We start from the raw sequence: 24340 nt of genomic DNA, 5'->3' as shown, positions 1-24340 counted from the left end.
AATAAGGTGTGGAGACTCTCGCCGCCGGCGCTCAACGCGCGGCGCCCGCCAGGCTCTTGATGCCCGGCGGTGACGCCGCCGCCCCCGCACTCCGCCGGACCTTCCGTTCCGCATTCCGCTGGACGTACCGGTCCCCATATGCCGTAACCGCCATCCTGCTGGCCGTCGCCGTCTCGGTGATGGTGGCGCTGAACGGCAGTACTCTCCTCTTCTCGCTCGCCATGGCGTTCCGCAACGTTCACTGGGGAATCGTCCCCGCGCTGGCAGCGTTGTCGGTGCTTCATTACGTTCTCGCCGCGGTGACATTGCGCGGTGCTGCGGGACATCGCCTGCCGCTGTACACGACGACGCTCGCGCAGTTCACCGCCGCAGCGGCCAACCGTGTAACCCCCGGCGGCCTGGGGGCTGTGGCTGTCAACACCCGATACCTCGTCTGCCGCGGCATCCCGCTGTCGCGCGCCGCCGTCGCGGTCGCGGTCATGCAGGTCGTCGGCGTTCCGGCCGATCTGCTGTTGATGGGCGTCGTCCTGGGCATCGACGGAGGCGACGGGCGGATGCTGGGCGCGCTGGGCGCCCACGCGGCCCGCGTCACCGAGACGTTGCCGCCCTGGCCGGTGCTCGCGGCAGTCGGCGTCGTCCTGCCCGCGGCATTCCTTTGGGGTCGGCGTGCCGCACGTTCGGCCGCGGTCGGACGAACGCTCGGCGGGCTCACCGACCTGTGCCGTCGCCCCGCCGACCTCGCCCTGACCGTAGGCGCCTCTGCGGCGACCACGTTCGTCATGGGGCTGGCCTTCGCCCTCAGTGTTCTCGCCGTACCCGGCGCGGCCGGGCCAGATGACACCGTCGCACTGGTGGCCGCCTATCTCGTGGGCGCCGCCGCAGGCGCCGCTCTGCCCGCCCCAGGAGGCCTGGGCTCCACCGAGGCCGCGTTGGTCGCAGCCCTCGCGGCCCTTGGCATCGCCGCAGGTCCCGCTCTGCAAGCGGTCCTGCTTTTCCGCGCCGTCACGTTCTGGGCGCCGGTCCCCATCGGCCTCATGACATGCCGCACGCTCCGGGGCGGTGACGTCAGTCCTGCGCCAGCCGTTCCAGGAGGTCTTGGAACTCGGGTGTGATCTTCACGTTCAGCGAGTCGTCGCCGGGTTCTACGGCTCCGGCCAGCAAGAGTGGTGTGTTCTCCCGCCACCAGTAGACGTTCGGGCTGATGGAACGCGGCCCCTCCTGAAATCCCGACCAGGCGATCTTGATTAGCAGGTTCATGGCGTTGAGGACTTCCATGCCGCGGATCGGCGCGGCATGGATGAGTCCCTGGACGGGCACCGTGACCAGCACGCCCTCGGGCCCGGTAACCGGGTAGTCGCCCACCCACACCGCATGCGCGGTCACGTAGGCGGTGTCACCGTGCAGGGTCGACAACCGGACTCCGTCGAACAGCTCCGACTCGACCTCCAGCGGCCCGTCACGCCGTACGTTGTCGTACGCGGCGCGGAACGCCTCGTCCGCCGACACCGGCCAGGCCTCGGCGATGTCGACGCGGACGAGCATGAGCGAGGTCGGCCGGTCGACCACCAGGATCTCGATGAGACCCGGCGCCACCGGCCGCCACACGATCTCCTCAGGCCCCGGCTGGAAGTCGTCCGCGTACAACCGGGTCCTGAGCAGGGGCCGGATGAGCCCGTAGTCTTCCAGGTCGAGCTGGTCCTCCTCGTCCACCTCGGTGGTCGCGATCAGGCTTCCCACGAAGTCACTGACGATCGCGGCCCACTCCTCCCGAGGCTCGCGCGCGACCCACTGCCGCAGGTTGGTCAGCCACATGTGCAGCGGACCGTCCCGCCCCGCCCGCGTGATCTCGACCTCGTCGCCACTGATGATCTTGCACTCGTAACCGTGATGCTCGACCACCGTCACGAGCAGCGCCAGGAGCGGATCGGCGGCCATGGACCGCTCCACCGGGCCGCCTTCCAGCAAACCGCCCACGTCCAACGCATCGGACGCCTCCTCAAAAGCATCCTCAGCATGGGCCGCAGGCGGAAAAGCATCCCCACCGGGAGGAACGCCACGTCCGACAGAAGGAACACCCTGTCCGTCGGCTGGGGCGCCGTGCCCAGCGGGTGGGCCGCCGTGTCCGCCGGATGGGGCGGCCTGCCCGGGTGGGGCGCTGTGTCCGCCGGATGGGCCGCCGTGTCCGCCGGATGAGGCAACATGCCCAGGTGGGGCGGCCTGCCCGGGTGGGGCGGCCTGCCCGGGTGGGGCATTGTGCCCGCCGGATGGGGTGTCGTGCTCGGCGGGCGGGCCGCCGCGTCCGCCGGGCGGGCCGCCGTGTCCAGCGAATGGAGCGGCCTGCCCGGGTGCAGTGCTGTGTCCGGCAGGTGGAACGCCGTGTCCGCCATATGGGGCGCTGTGCCCGCTAGGTGGTGCGCTGTGTGGGGGGCTATAGCTTGCCGGTGGGGGTGTGGCGTCGAACGGGGTGGATTGGGCGTCCGGGGGTGGTGCACCGGTGGGTGGTGACGCGGCGTTCGGCGGCGGAGTGGCATCGGCGTTCGGCCGGCGCTTCCGGAACCACTTCATGGGAGACCCCTCGACGGAAGGTTCGTCGTGACGGCCCAGCCTAGAGGTGAACCCGGACAAAAGCCCGCACCTTTACATTGTAGATCACTTATAGCCGAAAGGCGCGGCGGGCGTTGCCGGACAGGAAGGCCTCACGGGCAGCGCCGTCCAAGCCGAGCTCGTCCAGGCCGCGCAGAGCCAGCTCCGGCGTAATCATCGGGTAGTTGGTGCCGAACATGACCTTGTGGTTGCGGTCGTCGGTCATGTAGCGGACCAGTTCGGGTGGGTAGCGCTTGACCGTGTACGCGGAGGTGTCAATGTAGACGTTCGGGTGCTTGCGGCAGACCGCGACCATCTCTTCAGTCCACGGGTAACCAATGTGACCGCCGACGATGACCAGTTCGGGAAAGTCGAGTGCGACCTGGTCGATGTACGGGATGGGCCGTCCGGTCTCGCTAGGGCGAAGCGGGCCGGTGTGCCCGACCTGCGTACAGAACGGGATGCCTAGCTCAACGCACTCCGCGTACAGCGGGTAGTACCGCCGGTCGGTAGGCGGCAGTTCCCACAGCCACGGAACGACTCGCAGCCCCTTGAAGCCGAGCTCGTTCACACAGCGGCGCAGCTCCCGTACGGCCTCCATCGGCTTGCGCAGATCGACGGACGCGATCCCTACCAGTCGTTCTGGCGCGGCGGCGACGAACGAGGCGACCTCGTCGTTGCTCACCAGGTCGCCCTCCGGTCCGTACCAGGCGCTGATAAGCCCGAGGTCCACTCCCCCGTCGTCCATCGCGCCGACCGTCACTTTGACTGGAATCTCCTCGGCGGGCGGCTTCTGGCCGATCCACCGCCACAGTGAGTCGAGCATCTCGTGCTGCAGGAACCGGACCGTTCCGTGCTGCATCCACGCATCAATGATCATCGTTGGTCTCCCTCCAGCGCGCGCCAGGCCGCCCGGCCCAGCCGCGCAATCTGATCGTTCCCGGGGGTGGGGATCTCCCCGTTCAGCCACAACCGGCACAGTTCCTGCGCCGGCCCCAGCCACAACACGAACGCCGTCACCAGGTCCAGCTCGGGCAAGGCGCCGTGATGAACGTGGGTGCGCCACCAGGCGAGGACCTCACCGAAGAACGCGCGGTTGCGTTCCGTCAGCTCGCTTCCGCCCGGCGGACGTTCCGTGAAAAGAAAACGCGCCCGGTCGGGATGCTCCAGGCACCACCGGACGTGGAAGGCCACCACCGCCGCCACACCCTCGCGGGGGTCCTCGTACCGGCGCAGTTCCGTGACGAACGCCGATTGGTAGAGCGCGATGCATTCGACGAAGAGCGCCTCGACCACCTCTTCCTTGCCCGCGAAGTGGTGATAGAAGCTCCCGACGCTCACGCCACTGGCCTGCCTGAGTCGACTCAGCGTCGTCCCGGCCACTCCGTCGCGCCCGAACAGTTCGAGCGCCGCGCGCAGCACCTTGTCCCGGCCGATCTCTGTCACAGAACATTATTCTGGGCCACCAGAACAATATTCTGCAAGTCGACGGAAGTTATCCACAGTTCGCGCAACCCCTACCGCAGGCTCGGGCCACGGGGCAGCATCGGCGGCATGAACGACCTGACCTGGCGGCGCGCCAACGGCGGGCTCATCGCGCCGGCCGCGACCACCCTGTCGGCGCGCGTCGAAGCGATGAGTCCTCTGCTGCCACCTCGAACGGTCATCGGCAGACGCACGGCAGCGTGGATCTGGGGACTCGACGTCTTACCGCCCGGTGCGGGACAGGCCGACTGGAAGATCGAGTTACTCGTGCCGCCGGGCTCGGAGATCGACCATCCCGGCTGCGAGTCGTTCGAGGCCACACTTCCGCCTGAGCACGTCACCGTGGAGTCGGGCGTCCGCGTGACGACGCCGGAGCGCACGGCCCTCGACTGCGCCCGCTGGCTGCCGCGGCGTGAGGCGGTCGCGGCGCTCGACCAGTTCTTACGCGATGGCGTCGATCTCACGTCACTCGCGGAGCTGGCGGCGCCCGCCGGATATCGGCGCTCCAAGCGACTGCGCGCCGCACTCGACGCCGCCGACCGCGGCGCGGAGTCGCCCGGCGAGAGCTGGACGCGCGTCATCGTCATCGACGCCGGATTCCCGCGTCCTCGTACGCAGGTCCCGGTGATGGGCCCGCACGGCGCCTGGGTCTACGTCGACCTCGGATACGAGGATCTCCACGTCGGGCTGGAGTATGACGGGGAACGTCACCATTCCGGCACCGCCGCCCGCGATCACGACCAACGCCGCCGCCGCTGGCTGCGGGACGAGATGGGCTGGGACGTCATCCCCGTCTCCCGCGACTTCCTCGGCAGGCCCGCCCCCTACCTCGAAGCCCTGCTGACCGCGATGCTCGCGCGCGGCTGGAGTCCGCCCGACGAGACCATGGACACCATCGCCACCCGCTTGTTTCGCCTGAGGCACCCCGTCGGGAGGCAAGTACGCTGATCACATGTTGCTGGAGCATCGCGGCCGTCGCCCGGTCGTACCGGAGTCGGCGTACGTGGCCCCGTCCGCCACCCTTTGCGGCGCCGTCGTGCTCGGCGAGAACGCCCGCGTCCTGCATGGCGCGGTCCTCACCGCCGAGAACGGCGAGGTCCGTACGGGTGCCGACGTGGTCGTCATGGAGAACGCCCTCGTCCGCGGCCGTGCCGGGAGTCCGGCGCTGCTCGGCGATGCCGTCCTCATCGGCCCGCACGCCCACGTCAACGGCGCGACCATCGAGGACGAGGTCTTCGTGGCGACCGGCGTCTCGGTCTTTCCCGGCGCGGTCGCGGGCGCCCGTTCGGAGCTGCGCATCAACAGCGTCCTGCACGTCAACTCCCGCCTGGCCCCCGAGTCGGTCGTCCCCATCGGTTGGATCGCCGTAGGCGACCCGGCCCAGCTCTTCTCTCCCGACCGCCACGACGAACTATGGGAGGTCCAACGCGACCTGGACTTCCCGGGCACCGTCTACGGAGTCCCCCGCGGCACCCCGATGCGCGACATCATGTCCCGCCAAACGGACTTCTACGGCGCCCACAAAACCGACCGTCCCCTCGATTAGGCACGCCGCTGGGACATCGGGCGGATCAAGCCCCCAACTCCGCGCCCATTGGCCGCCTAGCAGAGCAGGCGTCCCACGCCCAAGGCCGCAGGCCCGAAGACAGCCCTGCTCCGTCCGTTTACCGTTCCGCACACCGCGCTGGCGACAAACCGGTACCAGGCACGCCGACTTAACCGGCAGGGTTGGTCGCGCGGTCGCCCGGTCGCCCGGTGGCGCGGTCGCGCGGTCGCCCGGTCGCCCGGTGGCGCGGTCGCCCGGTCGCCCGGTCGCCCGGTGGCGCGGTGGCGCGGTGGCGCGGTCGTGCGGTGGCGCGGTGGCGCGGTCGTGCGGTGGCGCGGTCGTGCGGAGGCGGGTCTGCTGGTCTTCCAGAGGTTTGGCGTTAGGTGATGGCTTGTTCGGGGGTTGGCGCGGGGCGGTGTGGGAGGGGGCGTAGGCCGGGAGCGAGGGTCAGGGTAACGGCCAAGGAGAGTGCTCCCACCAGGCTCATCGCGGTTGCGGGGGAGGTTAGCTGGGCTACTGTCCCGGCCACGACGGCGCCTACGCCTTGCATGGTGAGCATGCCGGAGTTGTCCAGGCCCAGGGCTTGGCCGTGCATGTCGTCCGGAGTGAGCTCCATGAGGCGCTCCTGGAGGAGGAGGCTTGCCGAGTAGCCAATCGAGGCTAGAAGTACGGCGACCGCAGCGAGTGGCAGGGACGGGTGCAGGGCGAAGACCAGGTATGGGGCGGCGAGGAGGAGACGGAGGTAGGGCCCCAGTCGTACCCGCCATTTCGGCGAAACGAAACGGCCGGTCGCCACGTCGCCGATGAGCATGCCCACGGCCGCCATTGCCAGGAGGAGTCCCGCGTTGTGGGGCGCGTACGGGATGAAGAGCGCCTCACAGCCGACGATCAGCCCGTTCGGCAGCCAATTGGCCAGGTAGACGTACCTGCGCGGAACAGACGACCAGAGGCGCGCGTTCGTCCGCCACGTCTGGCCGATCGACGGGCGTCCGGCGGAGCGGGGCGGGCGGCTAGTCAGGCCGAAGCGGGCGAACGCGGCGGCGGCAAGGTAGAGGCCCGCGCCCGCGAGCAGCGTTCCGCGTGGTGACAGGAACGCCACGAGGACGCCGCCCGTGGCGAAACCGCAGATCTGCATGGTGCCGACGGACATGTTGAGCACCGAGCGGCCGAGCAGGTAGCCGTTTTCGGGGAGTATCTCGCTGAGCAGCCCGTAGCGTACGCCGCCGCCGACGGACCCGATCATCCCCTGAGTGAGAACGATCGCGAACAGACCCCAGACGGGCATCCCGGGGATGGCGAGGGTGGCCGTGCTGAGGCACGACACCAGCGCCAGGCCCGTCATGGCCGCGCGCGGGGGCAGCCGGTCGGCTGCCGACAGGAGCATGGTCGCGCCGACGACCTGGGCGAACGAAGGGCCGAACATGCTCAGTGCGGACAGCAGCGGCGAGCCCGTCGCCTTGAAGACGAGGGTGCCCAGGGCGAGGCCGGTGACCGTCATCGCCGCCATCTGGACGGACACCGTCGCGAAGAGCGGCGTGAACTCCGGTGTGCGGAAGAGCTCGCGGTAACTGCGCATGGCCGGAGTCTGACGATCTTCACGGCGACGGCGTTATTGTTTCGCAAGGAGGCGAAACCAATGGGCTGGTGGAAGATCAGCGCTGACTCCCTGGCGCGCAGCCGCTTCGTGGTCTCGCCCCTGGCCGAGGCGACCGCGGCCCTCTTCATGTTGCAGCAGCCAAAAGCCACGCACCCGGGCGAACGAGTGTGGCTCGACGCCTACCTGTCCGCCTACCGGGAGCGTCTGGCCGACGATCCGGTCACCGCGCTGCTCATACGCACGGCTCTCGGAAAGGGCTGGATCGCCGACTTTCTTACGCCGCCACCGTGCGGTGACGCCACGTTCGAGAACGAGGTGGCGCGGATCCGGGAGACGCCGAACGAGACGGTGCACACGGACCTGGAGATGGCGCTGGGCGGTGGTCCGTTGCCGCCGGAACTGCGCCGGGACGACCTCGCCGAACGTCTCGCCGTGTTGCTGGAGTGGGTGTGGGCGGAAACCGTTCTGCCCTACTGGCCACGACGTCAGCGCATCATCGAGTCGGATATCGTCGCCCGGATCGGGCAACTGAGCCAGGGCGGCTGGGCGGCCGCGCTCGGTGACATGCGGCCGGGCATGCGCTGGCTTGGCGACGGCCGTCTTCAGATCAATACCAGGGACTACCCGCCGCGTGAGATATCCGGTGCGCAGATGTTGTTCGTCCCGGTGACGGTCTGGCGTGGCTGGGTGGCGTGGGACGAGCCGCAGACGTACGCGGTCATCTATCCCTGTTCCGGCGCTCTGGCAGAGACGCGCTCCGCGGCGGCTCCCGAGGCGCTGGCTCGGCTACTGGGGAACGCGCGCGCAGGCGTATTGGTGCTCCTCGACACGCCCAAGAGCACCACGCAGTTGGTGGCTTTGACTGGGCAGGGTCTGGGTTCGGTGGGCCGGCACCTGAAGGTCTTGCTCGATGCTCAGCTCGTGCAACGGCGCCGCTCGGGAAGATCTGTTCTCTACTACCGCACCGCTGCTGGTGACGTACTGGTGCGGGCTCAGACAGAGAGCTAGGCCAGGCAGCCGTGAGCGCAACTAGGCAACTACTAGGCAACTAGGCACGGCAGACATGGGCCCGGAGACGACGCAAGCCTTCTTCGACGCGTTCGGTGGGAATGGCCCCGTAGCCGATGACAAGCCCCTGTTGAACGGGATCGATGGCGCAGTAGTCGGCGAGAGACTCCACCGCTACGTCTGCCTGGCGGGCGCTGGCGATGCGTTGCTGGAGGTCGATGCCCCTGTCTGGATTGAGGCGCGCGCAGAGGTGCAGGCCGGCCGCTGAAGGGATGGGTGTCAGCCATTCTGAGAAGTCGTTGTGGAGGGCCGTGACGATGCGTTCGTGTCGTGCGGCGTACTCACGGGTGGCCTTACGTATGTGACGCGCCAGAAGCCCCTCGTCTATGAAACGAGCCAGCGCGGCCTGCGTCGTGCGTTCGCTGTGCCAGTCCGACAGTTGTTTGGCCAGACGGAGCGACTGCTGGAGAGACGCGGGTGCGACCATGAAGCCTACGCGGAGCAGGGGCAGCAGGGTCTTGGAGAACGAGCCCACGTAAACGACCCGGCCCGTCCGGTCGAGGCCTTGCAAGGGCTCCAGAGGGCGCGCGGAGAACCGGAATTCGCTGTCGTAGTCGTCCTCGATAACCACCGCGTCGCCGTTGCGTTCGGCCCACGCAAGCAGAGCGGTACGGCGCGCCAAAGACATCGGGGTGCCCAGTGGGAACTGATGAGACGGCGTCACATAAACAAGACGTGCTGCCCTAGGGATCGCAGAGACGTCCAGCCCTTCGTCGTCCACCCGTACACCGACGACGCGCGCTCCCAATGACTCGAAGAGAATCCGGGCGGGTGGATAGCCCGGCTCTTCCACGGCGACACAATCGCCCGGTTCGATGAGCACACGTCCGATCAGGTCCAACGCCTGCTGGGCGCCCTGGGTGACGATGACATCCTCGGCTTCGGCACGGACACCACGTGACAGTCCCGCTGAGCGCGCGATCGCTTCACGCAGAGCAGGGTGGCCCGCAGGCTCGCCATACCCCGCTGAACGCAAGGACGCAGGCCGTAGCTCCCGGGAGACCAGCCGCCGCCAGGTTTCCAGCGGAAACAAGGTGACGTCAGGCATGCCCAGCCGGAAGTCGAACGTGAACTCGCTCTGGTCGTTGGGCACCGCGTCCAAGGACTCCCAGCGGCTACGCGGCTGTACGGCGCTCCCCGTTCTCCTCCGGGCGCGACGCCGGCGAAGCGGTTCGTTCCGTACGAACGTGCCAGCACCAGACCGGCCCTCAAGGAATCCTTCCGCTGTCAGCCTGTCGTACGCGGCGGCAACAGTGTTGCGCGAGACGTCCAGGCGCGTGGCCAGCTCCCGGGTGGGCGGCAGGCGTTCACCGGGCCGCAACCGGCCGTCGAGGATCGCGTCCAGGATCTGACGGTAGATGCGGGCTGCCAGGTCACCCCGCCCCTCAAGGCTGATGTGAAGGTCCAACTTGGCCCAATCAGTTCAGCATTGATTGGAACTTATGCGGTGCCAAGTGATTCTGCCATAGTCAGGATATGCATGCGATGACCAGCAGATTCGTCCCTCCCGCTGGGGCACCGCGCGTTCTCGCGACCGCACAGTTGGCCGGCTCCTTCGGGGACGGTGCGTTCCTCGTGTGCTCCGCGCTCTTCTTCATTCGCGTCGTCGGAATGTCACCGGGCCAGATCGGCGTCGGGCTCACCATCGCCTGGGCCATCGGCTCGTTCGCGGGCGTCCCCCTCGGTGCCCTGGCCGACCGCCGTGGCCCTCGCGGCACCGCGATCCTGCTAGCCGTCGCTACCGCAGGCTCGGTGGGAGCCTTCCTCACCGTACGGTCGTTCCTGCCCTTCGTGCTGGTCGCCTGCCTGTACGCGAGCTTCCAGAGTGGTCTCGGCGCAGCCCGGCAGGCACTGCTCGCCGGTCTGGTGGAGCCGGACCGCCGTACCGAGGCACGCGCCTACATGCAGTCCACGGCGAACGCGGGTCTCGCTATCGGAGCCGCATTGGGCGGCCTCACGCTGCAGTTCGACACCGAGGGCGCCTACCTGGCCATCTTCGCCGTGGACGCCGTCGCCTTCCTGGTAACGGGAGTCGTCCTTACGCGGCTCCCCTCCGTCGCGCCCGCACCGCCTACCGCGGGCGGGGAGCCCAGGCTTGCCGTCCTGCGCGACCGTCCCTACGCCGTGCTCACGCTGATCAACACGGTGATGCTGCTCTACATGCCGATGTTGAGCCTCGTCATGCCGCTCTGGGTGGTCGAACGCACCGACGCGCCCCGCTGGCTTGTCTCCGCCATGCTCGTGATCAACACGGTCTGCGTGGTGCTCTTCCAGGTCCGCATCGCCCGCGGCGTAACCGGGCTTCGGAGTGCCACACGCTTCGTCCGGCTGGCAGGCCTGGTCATGCTGGCGTGCTGCGCTGTCTTCGCCCTCTCCGCGTACGGGGCGTCCGCGTGGCCGACCGCGCTCATTCTCCTGGCCGGCGTCGTTCTCCAGGTAGTCGGCGAGATGTTCCTCGCCGCCGGCGCCTGGGAAATCAGCTTCGGCCTCGCACCTGACCGACAGCAAGGCCAGTACCAAGGCTTCTTCGGCATGGGCATTCCCTTGGCCCGCATGCTGGGCCCCGTCCTCCTCACCACCTTGGTTATGGGATGGGGGGCACCCGGCTGGCTTGTTCTAGGCGTTGTCTTCCTGGCCGCCGGCTTGGCCATGGCTCCCGCCGTCCGCTGGGCCGAACGCACCCGTTCCGGCAGCCTCAGCCTCTTGCCTGAAGCCACTCCGGTCGATTCTTCCCGGATCCCCGCCGTCCCGCTCACCGACGCACCGTGACGCTCTACAGGCGCGGTGGTGTTAGCACTGCGCGGTGGTGTTAGCGCTGCGCGGCGCCCCAGTCAGCGATGCGTTCGATGAGGTCGCGGGTAACGGCTACCTCGGCGTGGCCGAAGGAAGGTTCGATCCAGAGTTCCCTGGGCTCCTGTGCCGCGTCGTACAACTGCTGTGCGTGCTCCAGCGGGAGGAACGGGTCGGCGTCACCATGAACGATGAGGAACGGCGCGGGCGCGATGCGGCCGGCGACCTCGTGCGGGGCTTCGGGTACCGGCTTCCAGCCGTTCCGGGCCACGCGCGTACCACGCGCGAGCCGTACCGCCAGACGCCCGCTCCGTCGTTCGATCGCCCAGTGAACGCGGCGCATCGGCACTGTTCCGCGGTAGTACCAGCGGGCGGGGGCGCTGACGGCGACCACCGCATCGATGCCGCCGTGCAGGCCAGCGTGCCGTACGGCGACGGCGCCGCCCATGGAGAACCCCGCTACCACGACCCGTTCATAGCCACGGCGCCGCGCCGCCGCGACGGCGGCCTCGATGTCGAGCACCTCGCGATCGCCCACGGTGGAGAGCCCTGCGGATCGCCCATGGCCGCGGAAGTCCAGCGCGATGACGCCGCCTCGCCGGTTCAGCACGTTGGCGATCCGGCGCAGCGCGGGCTGCCGCCACGAGCACGTGAATCCATGCGCCAGCACGAAGCACAACCCGCCCTCGCCAGGGAAATGCCCGGCGTCGATCCGGACGGCGTCGCTGGTGAAAAGGGTGAAGGGCTCCGGGGTTCGCACACATCAATGATCGGTCATCGCCGGGTGTGATCCGCAGACGGGCGAAAAGATCTTGACGGTCACCCGTCGGAGAACCGGACCGCGAACCGATGTAGAGGGTATGGGGCCATCCGGACAGATGCAGCCGGACCGCGGGCCTGCGCTGCTGGAGCTCTACGACGCGGCGTTGCCCGAGGTCTACGGCTACCTACTGTCACGATGCGGACGGCGGGCGCTGGCCGAGGACCTCACGGCCGAGACGTTCCTGGCGGCGGTCGAGGCGGTGCGCAAGGAGGCACCACCCGAGTTGTCCACGGCCTGGCTGGTCGGCGTCGCGCGACACAAACTGGCCGATCACTGGCGTCGAGCTGACCGTGAGGAGCGCCTGCTCAAAGCGGTCGACGAGGGAAAGCAGGACACCGAGGACCCCTGGGACGAACGGCTCGACGCCCTGCTGGCGCGCGAGGTCCTTGGGGAGTTGAGCCCAGGCCACAGGGCCGCGCTGACCCTGCGCTATCTCGATGGGCTCCCGGTCCCCCATGTCGCCGAGCATCTGGGCCGTACGGTGCACGCCACCGAGGCGCTGCTCGTACGGGCCAGAGCGGCGTTCCGCCGGGAGTACGACCGGCAGTGCGTCCCGGGCGCTCCGCCAGGCACCTCCCACCACCCGCCCGGCTCCCACAGCGCCGCCACACCGACCCCGCGAAAGGAGGGCCGTGATGACTGATCCGCTGGAGGCCCTCCGCACACCGCTCGTGCCGGTCGATCCGGATCCGATCTTCGCGGCGCGGCTGCGCGAACGCATGCGGTCAGCGCTGCTCCGCTCGATGGGAGACACCATGAAGACGAGCATGACACCCGAGGCGCGGCTGCGTTCGCTGACGCCCTACCTCTGCGTCGACGACGGCCGGGGGGCACTGGACTGGTACGTCCGGGCGCTCGACGCGCACTGGCAGGACGAGCCGGTCATCATGGAGGACGGCCGGATCGGTCACGCGGAGCTGTCCATCGGCGACTCGATCCTCATGCTGGCGGACGAGTTTCCCGAGCACGGCCTGCTGGGCCCCAAGGCCCGTGGCGGCCCCAGCCAGTCGATCTACCTCACGGTCCCCGACGTCGACCGGGTCGTCTCCCGCGCCGTCGCGCTGGGCGCGGAGCTCGCCCGCCCGGTCCAGGACTATCCGTACGGCCGCAACGGCGTCATCAACGATCCGTTCGGCCACCGCTGGATGATCACGACGCCGGTCGCCGAGACTCCCCCGGAACGCCCTCAGGGCCTGCGCCATGGCGACGTCGGTTACGTGTCGCTCTGGCTGCCCGACGTCGAACGAGCCGTCCACTTCTACGGCGGCGTCCTCACGTGGCAGTTCGCGCCGGGCAGCGGACCGCAGGGGCGCCAGGTCGTGGGGCTGCCCACCCAGCGCATCGGGCTCTGGGGCGGCCGGCAACACCGCACGATGTTCGTCTGCTTCAAGGTGGACGATGTCCACGAGACGGTCGAGCGTGTCCGTGGGGCGGGCGGCGAGGCGGCAGAGCCCGAGCAGGAGCCGTACGGCCTGATCTCGATGTGCACCGACGACCAGGGCTTCGCCTTCGCGGTCTTCCAGCCCCCGGCCGAGACGACGGAGGCCCCGGCCTCGTCCGCACCGACCGGTCCGGCCGACGGCGACAGCATCGACTCTCCGGCTAACGGAGAGGTGGCCTACCTGACCATTGAGGTGCCCGACTCACAACGTGCCCGCACGTTCTTCGGGGCCGTTCTGGGCTGGGAGTTCGCGCCGGGCCGGGTTCCCGACGGCTGGTTCGTCCAGAACGGCGGCGGCGAGGTGTTTCCGCCGACGGGCCTGCACGGCGGCCACGACCAGCCCACCGTGGTGCCGGTCTACGCGGTCCGTGACCTCACCACGGCCGTCAACCGTGTCCGCAAGTCCGGCGGCTCGGCCACCGATCCCGAGCCCCAACCGTACGGGCTCAGCTCCCAATGCACCGACGACCAGGGATCCCGTTTCTACCTGACCCAACTCTAAGAGCACCGCGATCACAGAGCCGTCCAGAGGACTTCGCCGGAGCCGCCGTCCTCCTGGCGGCCCGGGTCTCCGCAGCCGGAAGCTTCGTGGCGGCCCCAGCGGCTCGGCGGCTTCAACGATGGCGGCTTCGTGCGTGCCCACCTCGTCAGGATCGGAGGGTCTGTGAGCCGGAATCCCAGCAACCGCATATCCCACGGATCGACGTCGTCGGATTCCGGCCTGCCTTCCAGGACGAATCAGAGCAGGCCCCCGAAGTGCGTCTTCACCGAGGCCAAGGAGGTGGAACGGCACCGGATACGACTCATCGGACCAGTCGGGATCGGGCAGGACCGGATGCTCGCCCGCCCAGCACTGCGTCGCGAGCGGGAGCAGGTCGGGGATTTATCGATTTGGTGGGGAGGGTGGTGGTCTGTTCTAAGATCCCTCGGGGGCGGTGCGGTCACGGGAGGGCGCTTGGCTCGGATCAGCAGGCGCGAGCGGGTTCGGTACTGGTTCGACAACACCATGTCGAAGGGGACGCCCGCGCTGATCGGGTGGCTCGGACTGGCGTCCGGCGTGCTGATCCTCGTGGTCGCCTCGCTCGCCGTGGTGCTCGCGCCCAAGGACTCGCGGAAGAACGGCGACTGGCCCGGGGTGCTGTGGCGGAGCCTGTTGCGCACACTCGATCCGGGCACGATGGGCGACGACACGGGGACGGCTCCGTTTCTGGCGTTGATGCTGGTCTCGACGGTCGGCGGGATCTTCATCGTCAGCGCCCTGATCGGAGTGCTCACGACCGGGCTCGAGAAGAAGATCGACGAGCTGCGCAAAGGCCGGTCGCGGATCATCGAGCACGATCACACCGTCGTGCTCGGCTGGTCGGAGCAGGTCTTCACCGTCATCGCGGAGCTGGCGGAGGCCAACCAGAGCAAACGCCGCTCCTGCATCGCGATCCTGGCCGACCTCGACAAGGTCGACATGGAGGACGCGATCCGGGCGCGGGTGGGCGACACGAGCCGTACCCGCGTCGTCTGCCGCCACGGCAATCCCCTCAAGGTCGCCGACCTGGACCTGGTCAGCCCCGATACGGCCCGTTCGATCGTGGTGCTCTCGCCGCCGGTCGAGGACGCCGACAACCATGTGATCAAGATGCTGCTGTCGCTCGGCGGGCGGGCCTGGGACGGCGCGCGGCCGCACGTGGTCGCTGCCGTGCACGACTCGGCCAACCTCCCAGCGGCCCGGCTCGCCGGAGGCCCGGAGGCGCAGGTCATCGACGCCGACGACATCGCCATCCAGCTCATCGTCCAGTCACACCGCCAGTCCGGGTTGTCGCAGGTCTACACCGACCTTCTCAACTACCGGGGTCATGAGTTCTACATGCGCCCCGAACCGGGGCTGGCCGGGATCACCTACGGCGAGGCCTTGAACGCCTACGAGCTGGGCATCCCGGTCGGGCTGCGCCGCGCGCACGGGGCGGTGCAGGTCAATCCCCCGCCGGACACCGTGATCCGGGCCGACGACGAGATCGTGCTGCTCGCCGAGGACGACCTGCTCATCAGGCTCAGCGGCACCCGGCCGGAGATCCATGAGGCCGCCATCGCCACCGCGACCTCGCATCCGATCACGCGCGGGGACACCTTGCTGGTCGGTTGGAACCACCGCGCCCCGGAGATCATCGGCCTGCTGGACGAGTTCACCGAGCCCGGCTCGTGCCTCACGATCGCCGCACAGCGCTCCGATCCGCGCGAGACCCTCGGCGGCCTGAGCAACCTGACCGTCGGGTTCACCCGCTGCGACCCCACAGACCGCAACCAGTTGGAGGCCCTCGACGTGGGCGCCTACCAGCACATCATCGTGCTGGGCGACGCCGGCTACGAGGACCAGCACGCCGACGCCCGCACCCTGGTCACCCTTCTTCACCTGCGCGACCTCGAAGAGAGCCTGGGCGATCCGTACTCCATCGTCAGCGAGATCCACGACGACGCCAACCGGGAGATCGCCCAGGTCACCAAGGCCGACGACTTCGTGGTCAGCGACAAGCTGATCAGCTTGATGCTCACGCAGCTCAGCGAGAACCGGCACCTGTACGACGTCTTCGCCGACCTCCTCGACCCGGCGGGCTCGGAGATCTACCTCAAGCCCGCACAGGACTATCTGCACCCCGGCGTCACCGCGAACTTCGCCACGGTCATCGAGGCCGCCCGCCGCCGCTCCGAGACCGCGATCGGCTACCGGCTGCAAGAACGTTTCCACCAGCCCTCCGACTACGGCGTCATCCTCAACCCCGACAAGAGAGAACCCCTCGAACTCAGCGCCGAGGACCACGTCATCGTCATCTCCGAAGACTGACCAGACCCCCGACCGTCCATTAGACCGAGCCACTCCCTCAGCCACCCACCGGACCCAGCATGCCCAGCCACCCATCCGATCCGGTGGCTCCCTAGCCACCCACCAGGTCCGGTGGCCCCCTGGCCGCCCATCAGACCCAGCGCCCCCTAACCACCCACCGGCCCCAACCACTCCCCTGGCCGCCCATCGGATCCGATTGGATCCCCGGGCGCCCACCCAAGCCCGATCACTCCCTGCCGTCCACCAGACCCAGCCACTCCCCCAGCCACCCACTCCCCCGGCCACCCACCGAGACCAACGGCTTCCCTGGGCCCATCCAATCCGGTGTATCTGCGGCCGTCCGCCAGGTCCGGTGGATCCCTGGCCGCCTACCCAGGTCCGATGACTCCCTAACCGTCCATCAGACCCAGCCACACCTTCAGCCACCCACTCCCCCAGCCACCCACCGAGACCAACGGCTTCCCTGGGCCCATCCAATCCGGTGTATCTGCGGCCGTCCGCCAGGTCCGGTGGATCCCTGGCCGCCTACCCAGGTCCGATGACTCCCTAACCGTCCATCAGACCCAGCCACTCCCTCAGCCACCCCTTCCCCCCTGCCACCCACCGGGCCAACGGCTTCCCTGGGCGTCCATCGATCCGGTGTATATCTCTGGCATCCACCAGGTCCGGTGACCCCCTAGCCACCCACCAGACCCAGCTACTCCCACCGGACCCTGCCACTCCCCTGTCCACCCACCAGGTCCGGTGACTCCTGTCCGTCCACGGGGTCCAGTGGCTGAGGTATGGACGGCTGTGCGCAAAAGGATCTTGTGGGAGGGCCAGGTGATTTAGGTTAGGCTGCCCTTATTTGAGGTCGGAGGCTGTGGTGGAGGCGACGTGTCCGGGGTAGCGGTCAGCGACGGGCGGGACGCTGAGACGGCGTTGGAGCCCCTCATGGACGTCCTCCGCACCGCCGAGGCAGCCGGGATCACGCTCGGAGTCGCGCCCGGCCTGCGGGCTGAAGCGGACTGGGTCTCCGTCGCCGATCTGACCCGGGCACCCTCCGCGGCCCTTGAAGCGATGGTGGAGCAGGCCGCGGAACGGTGGTCGGCTCCCCTGCATGTCGCGGCGGCCCTGTGGTGGAAGGGATTCTCCTACTGGACCGCCCTGCCGGTCGCCGTCGGATGGGCGCTCGGCGGGCACGTCCCGCTGATGACTCCGGAGAACACGGCGGTACGGCCGCTGCCCGGCGAGCCGTTCATGATCGTCGGGCTGAACGAGACGCGGGTCGCCTCCGGAACGGCAGGCGAGCTCGGCGCCGTCATCCGGGACACCCTGATCGAACGCCTGCACGCGCCCGTTATCGAGACGCTGCATGAGCTGACACGGACCGGGCGGCGCGGGCTGTGGGGATCGGTCGCTGAGGCGCTGGTCGAGCCGTTCGCGATGCTCGGGATGGGAGCTGGCACGGCCCAGGGACTGCTCGACGCCGTCGGCGGGCCGGTCGCCGGGCTCGTCGAGATGCCCTCGCTGCGGCGGCGTACCTGCTGCCTGTGGGTGACGCTGCCCGGCAGCGACGCCTGCCCCACCTGCTGCGTCAGCACACCGAAGGAGCCAGCGTGTCCGACGTGCTGAAACGCGCGCTCATCGGCCAGTGGCGGCACACGGCACGAGGGTCGTCGCTCGCCGCCGGGCACCAGGTGTGCGAGGCGCTGGTGCCCGTCATGGTCGGCGTGGTGATCGACAAGGCGGTCGCCACCGAGGACGGCGGGGCCCTGCTCCGGTGGGTCGCGGCGCTCGCCGTGGTCTTCGCCGTGTTGTCGTTCAGCTACCGGTTCAGCTTCCGTGCCGCCGAACGGGCATCGGAGCAGGCCGCGCACGGGCTGCGGCTCGAACTGACCGGACGCGTCCTGCATCCCCGTGGCGGCGCCGAGAACGGCCGGCTGCCGGGTGAGCTGGTCAACGTCGCCAGCGGCGACGCCAAGCGGGTCGGCGCGGTCCATATCGCGTTGACCGCGGGTGTCGCGGCGCTCGCCGGGCTGGTCGCGGGAGGGTTCGCGCTCCTGCTGGTCTCAGTGCCGCTGGGGCTGGTCGTGCTGCTGGGGATTCCTCCGTTGCTGCTGCTGGCTCACCTGCTGGGCAGGCCGCTCGAACGCCGCAGCGGCACCGAGCAGGAACGCGCCGCGCACGCCTCGGGCGTGGCCGCCGACCTGATCTCGGGACTGCGCGTCCTCAAGGGGCTCGGCGCGGAGGCCACGGCCGTGAACCGCTACCGGCGCACGAGCCGCGACTCACTGGCCGCGACCCTGCGCGCGGCCCGTGCCCAGGCCTGGCATGACGGCGGCATGCTCGCCCTGACCGGCATCTTCATCGCCGTCGTGGCCCTGGTGGGCGGTCGGCTCGCCGCCTCGGGCGACATCACGGTCGGGCAGCTGGTCGCCGCCGTCGGCCTCGCGCAATTCCTGCTGACCCCGCTGTCGATCCTCGCGTGGGCGAACGGCGAGCTCGCCCAGGGCCGTGCCTCCGCCGCGCGCATCGCCGCCGTCCTCGCCATGCCCCCGGCGGTGTCCGGCGGAACGGGCGACCTGCCGCCCCAGATCCGTGGCGAGATACGGCTGAGGAACGTCTCGTTCGGCGCCGTGACCGACCTGAGCCTGCACGTCGCGTCCGGCGAGACGCTGGGCGTCGTGGCCGAGCCCGCCGCCGCCACGGCACTGCTGCGGGTACTCGGCCGGGCCGCCGACCCCGACGAAGGGGTGATCGAGCTCGACGGACTGCCCTTCACCGAGCTCGACCCCGCCGCGATCCGTACCGCCGTGCTGGTCGCCGAGCACGACGCCGACCTCTTCGAGGGAACGGTCCTGGACAATGTCGGAGCGGCGGCCTCCCCCGGCGCGATCACCCAGGCGATGTCCGCCGCCTCGGCCGACGAGGTCGCCGACAGCCTCCCCGAGGGCACCGACACGCCGCTCACCGAACGCGGCCGTTCCCTCTCCGGCGGCCAGCGCCAGCGCGTGGCCCTGGCACGCGCGCTCGCCGCGGTCCCGCCCGTGCTTGTCCTGCACGACCCGACCACGGCCGTGGACGCGGTCACCGAGGCACGGATCGCGGCCGGGCTCCGGAAGAGCCGCGCGGGGCGTACGACGATCATCGTGGCCACCAGCCCCGCGCTGCTCGCGGCTGCCGACCGGGTGGTGTACGTCGCGGACGGCGGCGTAGTCACCGAGGGAACCCACGCCGACCTCGTGCACGGCAACGACGCGTACCGCGCCACGGTCCTCGCCTGAAGGAGAGCGCATGACGAACAACGACCCCGCTCAGGCGACGCCAAAACGCAAGGCGGACAACGATCCCGCACAGGCAGACACGAAGCGCGTGGCGGACAACGACACGGCACTAGCGGACGTCAAACGCGTGGCGGACGACAACAGCGTTCCGGCGGACGTGAAACGCATCGCGGACGACGACTCCGATCCGGCGGACGTGACAGGCATCGCCGACGACGACACCGCTCAAGCGGACGCGAAACGCATATCGAACGACTCCGCTCTGGCGGCCGAGAAGCGCGTGGCGGACCACGGCTCCGCACAACCGGACGTGCAACGCATGGCGGACGACGACACCGCTCCGGCGGAGGTCAAACGCATGGCGGACCACGGCGCCGCACAGAGAGACGTGAAACGCGTCGCGGATGACAGCGCCGATCCGGCGGCCGTAAAAGGCGTGGCGGATGACGACGCCGCTTCGGCGGCCGTGAAACGCAGCGCGGACGACAACACGACTCGGGCGGACGCGAAACGCAGCGCGAACCACGACACCGCACCGGCGGACGCCAAACGCAGCGCGAACCACGACACCGCACCGGCGGACGCCAAACGCAGCGCGAACCACGACACCGCACCGGCGGACGTTAAACGCGTCGCGGACCACGGCGCCGCTCTGGCGGACGTCACACGCATGGCGGACAACGATCCCGCACAGGCGGACGTGAAGGCCGTGGCGGGCGACGGCGTTCGTGGCGGCGGCTTCGTTCGGGGGGATGGGGGTGGCGGCGTGCGGGAGTTGTTGCCGACGGCGACCTCCGCTCGTACGCGTTCGGCGATTCGGGATCTCGCGCGGCCTCATCGGGGCGCGGCCTGGGCTGGTTTTCTCGTGCTGGCGGCGGCGACCGGGGTCGGGCTGCTGACGGCTCCGGTGCTCGGGCACATCATCGATCTCGTGGCCGGCGGGCGTCCGGCGAGCGCGATCACGACGCCGGTCGTCTGGCTGGCGATCATCGCGGCCGTGCAGGGCGTCGCGACCTCGTTCGGCGTCATCCTGGTGGCGCGGGTCGGCGAAGGCATGCTGGCGACGCTGCGCGAGCTGTTCGTCGAGCGCGCCCTCGCCCTTCCCCTCGAACGCGTCGAACGGGCAGGCTCAGGCGACCTCACGTCCCGTGTCACCAACGACGTCTCGGTGATCACTAGTGTGTTCCGGGACGCGTTGCCGGCGCTGGCGCGTTCGGTGTTGACGCTCGGCCTCACCCTGGTCGCGCTGGCGATACTGGACTGGCGGTTCCTGCTCGTGGCGCTGCTGGCGGTCCCCATTCAGGCGTGGACGGTGCGGTGGTACGTACGGCGGGCGGTACCGCTGTACGCGGCGCAGCGTGTCGCCGTCGGCGGACAGCAACAACAGCTTCTCGGCACCATCGGCGGGGCCTCCACCGTCCGCGCGTTCCGGCTCGCGGACGAGCACGTGCGGCAGGTCGCCGCCTCTTCCACCAAGGCGGTCGACCTCGCGCTGCGGGGCATCCGGCTCGTGACCCGGTTTTACTCGCGCCTCAACCTCGCCGAGTTCGTGGGGCTGTCGGCCGTGCTGGTGGCCGGTTTCCTGCTGGTGCGCGACGACAGCGTCAGCATCGGTACGGCCAGCGCCGCCGCGCTCTACTTCCACAGCCTCTTCACGCCGATCAACATCGCGCTCGGCCTCGTGGACGACGCGCAGGCGGCGACCGCCGGGCTCGCCCGTCTCGTCGGGGTGGCCGACATGGCGCCGCCGCGCACGGAGGCGCCCGCCCGCCCGGCCGACGCCTCCGTTCAGGTCTCCGGGGTCGAGTACGCCTACCGTCCGGGCCATCCGGTCCTGCGCGGCGTGGACCTCGACATCGCGGCCAAGGAACGGGTCGCGCTGGTCGGCGCGAGCGGCGCCGGCAAGACCACGCTCGCCAAGCTCATCGCGGGCATCCACCACCCCGACCGGGGCACGATCAGCATCGGCGGCGCCGGTCCCGCCTCGACCGGCCAGACCGTGGCCCTGGTCACCCAGGAGGTGCACGTCTTCGCCGGCACGCTCGCCGACGACCTGCGCCTGGCCCGCCCGAAGGCGAAGGACGACGAGCTCCTCGCCGCGCTCGACCAGGTCGGAGCCGTCTCCTGGGTCGAGGCGCTGCCGGACGGCCTCGACACGGTCGTGGGCGAGAGCGGGCACCGCCTCACCACGGCCCAGGCCCAGCAGCTGGCGCTCGCCCGGCTCGTCCTGGCCGATCCCCCGGTCGTCGTCCTGGACGAGGCCACCGCCGAGGCGGGCAGCGCCGGAGCCCGTACCCTCGAGGCCGCCGCCACGGCCGCGATCGAGGGCCGTACCGCCCTCATCGTCGCCCACCGCCTCACCCAGGCCGCCGAGGCCGACCGCGTCGTGGTCCTCGACAAGGGTGTCGTGGTCGAGACCGGCACCCACGCCGATCTCGTCCACGCCAACGGCCGCTACGCCGCCCTCTGGGAAGCCTGGTCCGACAACAGCCGCTCCTGAAGAGCCGCATTGACCGGCGAGGCTTCCGCTGCCCTGTGACAGGCAGCGGAAGCCTTCCGTACCGCTACCAGGCGAACGAGTACGGTTCGACGCCGCCGACGAACGGTACCCGCCGGGCCTGACCAGTGGACAGGTCGATCCGGTGGGCGTACCGGTCGGAAACGGCCATCAGGTTCCGTCCCGTCGCGTCCCGGTCGAGCTGGGTGAACATCCAGACCGCGTTCGCCGGATCGCCGCCGTACTTCTCCTCGAAGAGCACGCGCAACTGCCGCCCGGTCGCGACGTCGACCTCGATGACACGCGTCCACGACGGCCTGCCCTGCGCCGCGATCACATACAGCCTCCGGCCGTCGGCGCCGAGGACGGGTGAGTTCAGCAGACCGCTGACGGGCACGCGGTGGGAGGCCTTGAGCAGGTCGTGGCCGGCGCGGGTGTCCAGGACCCAGATGCCGTCCGCGCCCTGCGAGCCCCCGACGGAGTACGCGAGGCGACGCCCGTCCGCGGACCAGCTCAGCGACTCCAGCAGACCCGTGGTCTTGGACTTGAAGACCTCTTTCCGGCCTGTGGCGACGTCCACCACCACGATCTGGACGGGTCCGTACACCGACGCGGACGGGCTCACCCCCCGGCTGCCCTGCTCCGGAGAGAGCCGCTTACCGTTCGAGGCGTTCGGCTTCGGGGTGATGCGCACCCGGCTGCTCTTGACCAGGGCGTCCACCGGGAACGCGATACGGCGTCCGTCCGGGCTTGCGGCGAGATAGCGCATGTGAGCTTCGCTGTGGCCGCCCTTGATGGGGTCAAGCCCGCTCACGCGGCCCGCGGAGGTGAGGCTCAGGCGATAGAGCCTCCCGCGCGGCTGATCGGGTGCCACACCGGCGAGGTAGAAGAGGGTCTCGTCGTTGGTGGCGGTGATGGCGTTCCATTCCGACACGCCCTTCGGGAGCGGGACGGTGGCGGTGATCGCGCCCGTGGAGGCGTCGCGTACGGTCACGCCGTTGCCGGCCGTGCCCTGCCCCTGGGCGGTGGCGGCCACGACGAAACGTCCGGGCCCGCTGAGCGGCGTGGCCGCCCGATCCGGCGAACGGAACACGGAGGCGCCGACCACGCCGGCCGCCATGACCAGCAGGACGGCGGCGGCCACGGTCACCGGCACCAGCCAGGCCGACAGCCGCCGCGGCCGCGCCGCGGTCATCCTGATCTCGGGGGTACGGGCGGCGGCCGCGATGCCGTGCAGGGCGTCGCGCAGTTGTTCTTCGGTCTTGGTCATTCGTCGTTCCCCAGGAGGCGGGCCAGGGCCTTCAGGCCCCGGGCGGCGGTCGTACGGACGGTGACCTGGCTGACTCCCATCGCGGCGGCGATCTCCGCGTCGCTCAGGTCGAGGTAGTAGCGCATGACGAGCACCTCACGCCGGCGCCGCGGCAGCCGCTGCACGGCCTCCATGACGCGGCGGCGGTCCTCGCCGACGATCGCCTCGGACTCGGCCGACCACATCGGCGGCTCGTGGTGCGCCCCGAAGCGCCGCGCCACCACGCGGCGCCGGATGACCGACCGGCAGGCGTTCACGACGGACGCGCGGGCGTAGGAGAGCGCCTTCTCCTCGTCCAGCGTCTCCCACCTGCGGTGCAGTCCGAGGAACGCGTCCTGCACGACGTCCTCGGCGGTGTTCTCGTCGCCGACGAGCAGCACGGCGAGGCGGAACAGCTTGAGTCGGTGGTCGGCGAACAGCGCGCCGACCGGTCCGAGCGCGGGCCCGGGTCCCGGGTCGGATTCGGGCTCGGGATCGGCGCCGGGCGGATCGATCACGGTCAGGCTCTCTTGATCCATGCCATAAAGACGCACCATGGCCGAGATTGTTGCTCGTCACGACCAAGCGGCTATCTCGGGAACACGCTCCGAACTGTCAGCGGATGCCAATACTCTCCCTCCCACCGGACCGACCGAGGGATGCCGAACATGGGCACATGGGGCGCGGAGCCCTTCGACAACGACGCCGCCGCGGACTTCGCGGGCGACCTCGACGAGGCGGACGAGGCCGCCCGGGGCTCGCTCGTCCGGGAGGCTCTGGAGGCGGCGCTCACCGAAGAAGGCCCCCTGCACGGGCGCACCGGCGATGTCGCGGTCGCCGCGGCCGCGATCGTCGCCGCCCAGTGCCCGCGCGGTGAGCCGGTCGACCCGGTCTACGGCCCCGAAGAGCCGGTGCCGCCTCTCCCCGTGCACCTGCGCCGCCTGGCCGTCCTGGCACTCGACCGCGTGACCGGCCCGGATTCCGACCTCCCCGGACTCTGGGGGGAGGGCGACACCGCCACCGAGTGGCACACCCGCGTCCGCCACCTCAGATCAGTGCTCGCGAACGCCACAAACAGCGAACCGTCGTAGCCCACCGGTCGCGCAGCCCGACCAGCCGCGCAGAC

Annotated in this window: 20 protein-coding genes; 12 read left to right on the top strand and 8 right to left on the bottom strand. The window is 69.8% G+C overall.

Annotated features, from left to right (window positions below; all coding sequences use genetic code 11):
* The first annotated feature begins 8 nt into the window (after positions 1-8).
* Positions 9-1112: a lysylphosphatidylglycerol synthase domain-containing protein gene (locus ABD333_RS25630; protein ID WP_344544888.1), complete on the top strand. Its 1104-nt coding sequence runs from the start codon at positions 9-11 to the stop codon at positions 1110-1112.
* On the opposite strand, the gene ABD333_RS25625 is transcribed toward ABD333_RS25630, so the two are convergent.
* From ABD333_RS25625 to ABD333_RS25615, 3 genes are all read right to left on the bottom strand, one after another.
* Positions 1066-1935, bottom strand: a complete 870-nt coding sequence (locus ABD333_RS25625) for a hypothetical protein (protein WP_344544886.1) — start codon at positions 1933-1935, stop codon at positions 1066-1068. The two genes, ABD333_RS25630 and ABD333_RS25625, sit on opposite strands and share 47 nt — an antisense overlap.
* A 718-nt stretch (positions 1936-2653) precedes the next feature.
* Positions 2654-3463, bottom strand: coding sequence for an amidohydrolase family protein (locus ABD333_RS25620; RefSeq protein ID WP_344544884.1), 810 nt, complete (start codon positions 3461-3463; stop codon positions 2654-2656).
* Positions 3460-4029, bottom strand: a complete 570-nt coding sequence (locus tag ABD333_RS25615; RefSeq protein ID WP_344544882.1) for a TetR/AcrR family transcriptional regulator — start codon at positions 4027-4029, stop codon at positions 3460-3462. Before ABD333_RS25615 ends, ABD333_RS25620 begins: the two co-directional genes overlap by 4 nt.
* 108 nt (positions 4030-4137) lie before the next feature.
* On the opposite strand from ABD333_RS25615, the gene ABD333_RS25610 reads away from it, so the two are divergent.
* Together ABD333_RS25610 and ABD333_RS25605 are read left to right on the top strand one after the other, a co-directional pair.
* Complete coding sequence (locus tag ABD333_RS25610; protein WP_344544880.1) at positions 4138-5016, top strand: type IV toxin-antitoxin system AbiEi family antitoxin; 879 nt, start codon at positions 4138-4140, stop codon at positions 5014-5016.
* 4 nt (positions 5017-5020) lie between these two features.
* Complete coding sequence (locus ABD333_RS25605; RefSeq protein ID WP_344544879.1) at positions 5021-5614, top strand: gamma carbonic anhydrase family protein; 594 nt, start codon at positions 5021-5023, stop codon at positions 5612-5614.
* A gap of 379 nt (positions 5615-5993) precedes the next feature.
* Here the strand turns inward: ABD333_RS25605 and ABD333_RS25600 are convergent, their stop codons facing one another.
* Positions 5994-7190, bottom strand: a complete 1197-nt coding sequence (locus ABD333_RS25600; RefSeq protein ID WP_344544877.1) for an MFS transporter — start codon at positions 7188-7190, stop codon at positions 5994-5996.
* Between the two features lie 60 nt (positions 7191-7250).
* On the opposite strand from ABD333_RS25600, the gene ABD333_RS25595 reads away from it, so the two are divergent.
* The gene (locus ABD333_RS25595; RefSeq protein ID WP_344544875.1) at positions 7251-8219 is read left to right on the top strand and encodes an ArsR/SmtB family transcription factor; all 969 of its coding nucleotides are present in this window, start codon (positions 7251-7253) and stop codon (positions 8217-8219) included.
* Positions 8220-8259: 40 nt separating this feature from the next.
* Here the strand turns inward: ABD333_RS25595 and pdxR are convergent, their stop codons facing one another.
* Positions 8260-9687, bottom strand: a complete 1428-nt coding sequence (pdxR, locus tag ABD333_RS25590) for a MocR-like pyridoxine biosynthesis transcription factor PdxR (RefSeq protein WP_344544873.1) — start codon at positions 9685-9687, stop codon at positions 8260-8262.
* 77 nt (positions 9688-9764) lie between these two features.
* Here pdxR and ABD333_RS25585 point away from each other — a divergent pair, with 77 nt between their 5' ends.
* Entirely contained in the window at positions 9765-11048 is a 1284-nt protein-coding gene (locus ABD333_RS25585; RefSeq protein ID WP_344544871.1) for an MFS transporter, read from the top strand.
* A gap of 40 nt (positions 11049-11088) precedes the next feature.
* On the opposite strand, the gene ABD333_RS25580 is transcribed toward ABD333_RS25585, so the two are convergent.
* Positions 11089-11829 (bottom strand): alpha/beta hydrolase family protein, encoded by a 741-nt coding sequence (locus ABD333_RS25580; protein WP_344544869.1) that lies wholly within the window; start codon positions 11827-11829, stop codon positions 11089-11091.
* A gap of 118 nt (positions 11830-11947) precedes the next feature.
* Between ABD333_RS25580 and ABD333_RS25575 the strand changes: the two genes are divergently transcribed.
* The 6 genes from ABD333_RS25575 to ABD333_RS25550 all read left to right on the top strand — a co-directional run bounded on the left by ABD333_RS25575 (position 11948) and on the right by ABD333_RS25550 (position 21929).
* Positions 11948-12535, top strand: a complete 588-nt coding sequence (locus ABD333_RS25575; RefSeq protein ID WP_344544867.1) for an RNA polymerase sigma factor — start codon at positions 11948-11950, stop codon at positions 12533-12535.
* A complete protein-coding gene (locus tag ABD333_RS25570) occupies positions 12528-13835 on the top strand; it encodes a VOC family protein (RefSeq protein WP_344544866.1) in 1308 nt (435 codons plus the stop codon). Before ABD333_RS25575 ends, ABD333_RS25570 begins: the two co-directional genes overlap by 8 nt.
* A 453-nt stretch (positions 13836-14288) precedes the next feature.
* The gene (locus ABD333_RS25565; RefSeq protein WP_344544865.1) at positions 14289-16163 is read left to right on the top strand and encodes a CASTOR/POLLUX-related putative ion channel; all 1875 of its coding nucleotides are present in this window, start codon (positions 14289-14291) and stop codon (positions 16161-16163) included.
* 876 nt (positions 16164-17039) lie between these two features.
* Positions 17040-17777: a (2Fe-2S)-binding protein gene (locus ABD333_RS25560; protein ID WP_344544864.1), complete on the top strand. Its 738-nt coding sequence runs from the start codon at positions 17040-17042 to the stop codon at positions 17775-17777.
* A complete protein-coding gene (locus tag ABD333_RS25555; RefSeq protein ID WP_344544862.1) occupies positions 17762-19429 on the top strand; it encodes an ABC transporter ATP-binding protein in 1668 nt (555 codons plus the stop codon). Before ABD333_RS25560 ends, ABD333_RS25555 begins: the two co-directional genes overlap by 16 nt.
* Before the next feature lie 10 nt (positions 19430-19439).
* Positions 19440-21929 (top strand): ABC transporter ATP-binding protein, encoded by a 2490-nt coding sequence (locus ABD333_RS25550; RefSeq protein WP_344544861.1) that lies wholly within the window; start codon positions 19440-19442, stop codon positions 21927-21929.
* 64 nt (positions 21930-21993) lie between these two features.
* Here ABD333_RS25550 and ABD333_RS25545 read toward each other — a convergent pair whose 3' ends face one another.
* Both ABD333_RS25545 and ABD333_RS25540 read right to left on the bottom strand, forming a co-directional pair.
* Entirely contained in the window at positions 21994-23196 is a 1203-nt protein-coding gene (locus tag ABD333_RS25545; protein ID WP_344544859.1) for a WD40 repeat domain-containing protein, read from the bottom strand.
* Positions 23193-23771 (bottom strand): RNA polymerase sigma factor, encoded by a 579-nt coding sequence (locus ABD333_RS25540; protein WP_344544857.1) that lies wholly within the window; start codon positions 23769-23771, stop codon positions 23193-23195. The genes ABD333_RS25545 and ABD333_RS25540 overlap by 4 nt, the downstream gene beginning before the upstream one ends.
* Positions 23772-23882: 111 nt before the next feature.
* Between ABD333_RS25540 and ABD333_RS25535 the strand changes: the two genes are divergently transcribed.
* Complete coding sequence (locus ABD333_RS25535) at positions 23883-24305, top strand: DUF4259 domain-containing protein (RefSeq protein ID WP_344544856.1); 423 nt, start codon at positions 23883-23885, stop codon at positions 24303-24305.
* Positions 24306-24340: the final 35 nt, after the last annotated feature.

The organism is Actinomadura fulvescens, assembly GCF_039533225.1.
GTDB lineage: Bacteria > Actinomycetota > Actinomycetes > Streptosporangiales > Streptosporangiaceae > Spirillospora > Spirillospora fulvescens.
The sequence above is the reverse complement of the archived record's forward strand: the minus strand, read 5'-3'. Positions and strand labels throughout refer to the sequence as shown.

Coding starts and splice junctions, on each gene's coding strand:
- ABD333_RS25575 (WP_344544867.1), top strand. CDS start 11,948: ATGCAGCCGGACCGCGGGCCTGCGCTGCTGGAGCTCTACGACGCGGCG.
- ABD333_RS25620 (WP_344544884.1), bottom strand. CDS start 3,463: ATGATCATTGATGCGTGGATGCAGCACGGAACGGTCCGGTTCCTGCAG.
- ABD333_RS25600 (WP_344544877.1), bottom strand. CDS start 7,190: ATGCGCAGTTACCGCGAGCTCTTCCGCACACCGGAGTTCACGCCGCTC.
- ABD333_RS25605 (WP_344544879.1), top strand. CDS start 5,021: ATGTTGCTGGAGCATCGCGGCCGTCGCCCGGTCGTACCGGAGTCGGCG.
- ABD333_RS25610 (WP_344544880.1), top strand. CDS start 4,138: ATGAACGACCTGACCTGGCGGCGCGCCAACGGCGGGCTCATCGCGCCG.
- ABD333_RS25550 (WP_344544861.1), top strand. CDS start 19,440: ATGACGAACAACGACCCCGCTCAGGCGACGCCAAAACGCAAGGCGGAC.
- ABD333_RS25545 (WP_344544859.1), bottom strand. CDS start 23,196: ATGACCAAGACCGAAGAACAACTGCGCGACGCCCTGCACGGCATCGCG.
- ABD333_RS25625 (WP_344544886.1), bottom strand. CDS start 1,935: ATGGCCGCCGATCCGCTCCTGGCGCTGCTCGTGACGGTGGTCGAGCAT.
- ABD333_RS25570 (WP_344544866.1), top strand. CDS start 12,528: ATGACTGATCCGCTGGAGGCCCTCCGCACACCGCTCGTGCCGGTCGAT.
- ABD333_RS25535 (WP_344544856.1), top strand. CDS start 23,883: ATGGGCACATGGGGCGCGGAGCCCTTCGACAACGACGCCGCCGCGGAC.
- ABD333_RS25595 (WP_344544875.1), top strand. CDS start 7,251: ATGGGCTGGTGGAAGATCAGCGCTGACTCCCTGGCGCGCAGCCGCTTC.
- ABD333_RS25585 (WP_344544871.1), top strand. CDS start 9,765: ATGACCAGCAGATTCGTCCCTCCCGCTGGGGCACCGCGCGTTCTCGCG.
- ABD333_RS25540 (WP_344544857.1), bottom strand. CDS start 23,771: ATGGTGCGTCTTTATGGCATGGATCAAGAGAGCCTGACCGTGATCGAT.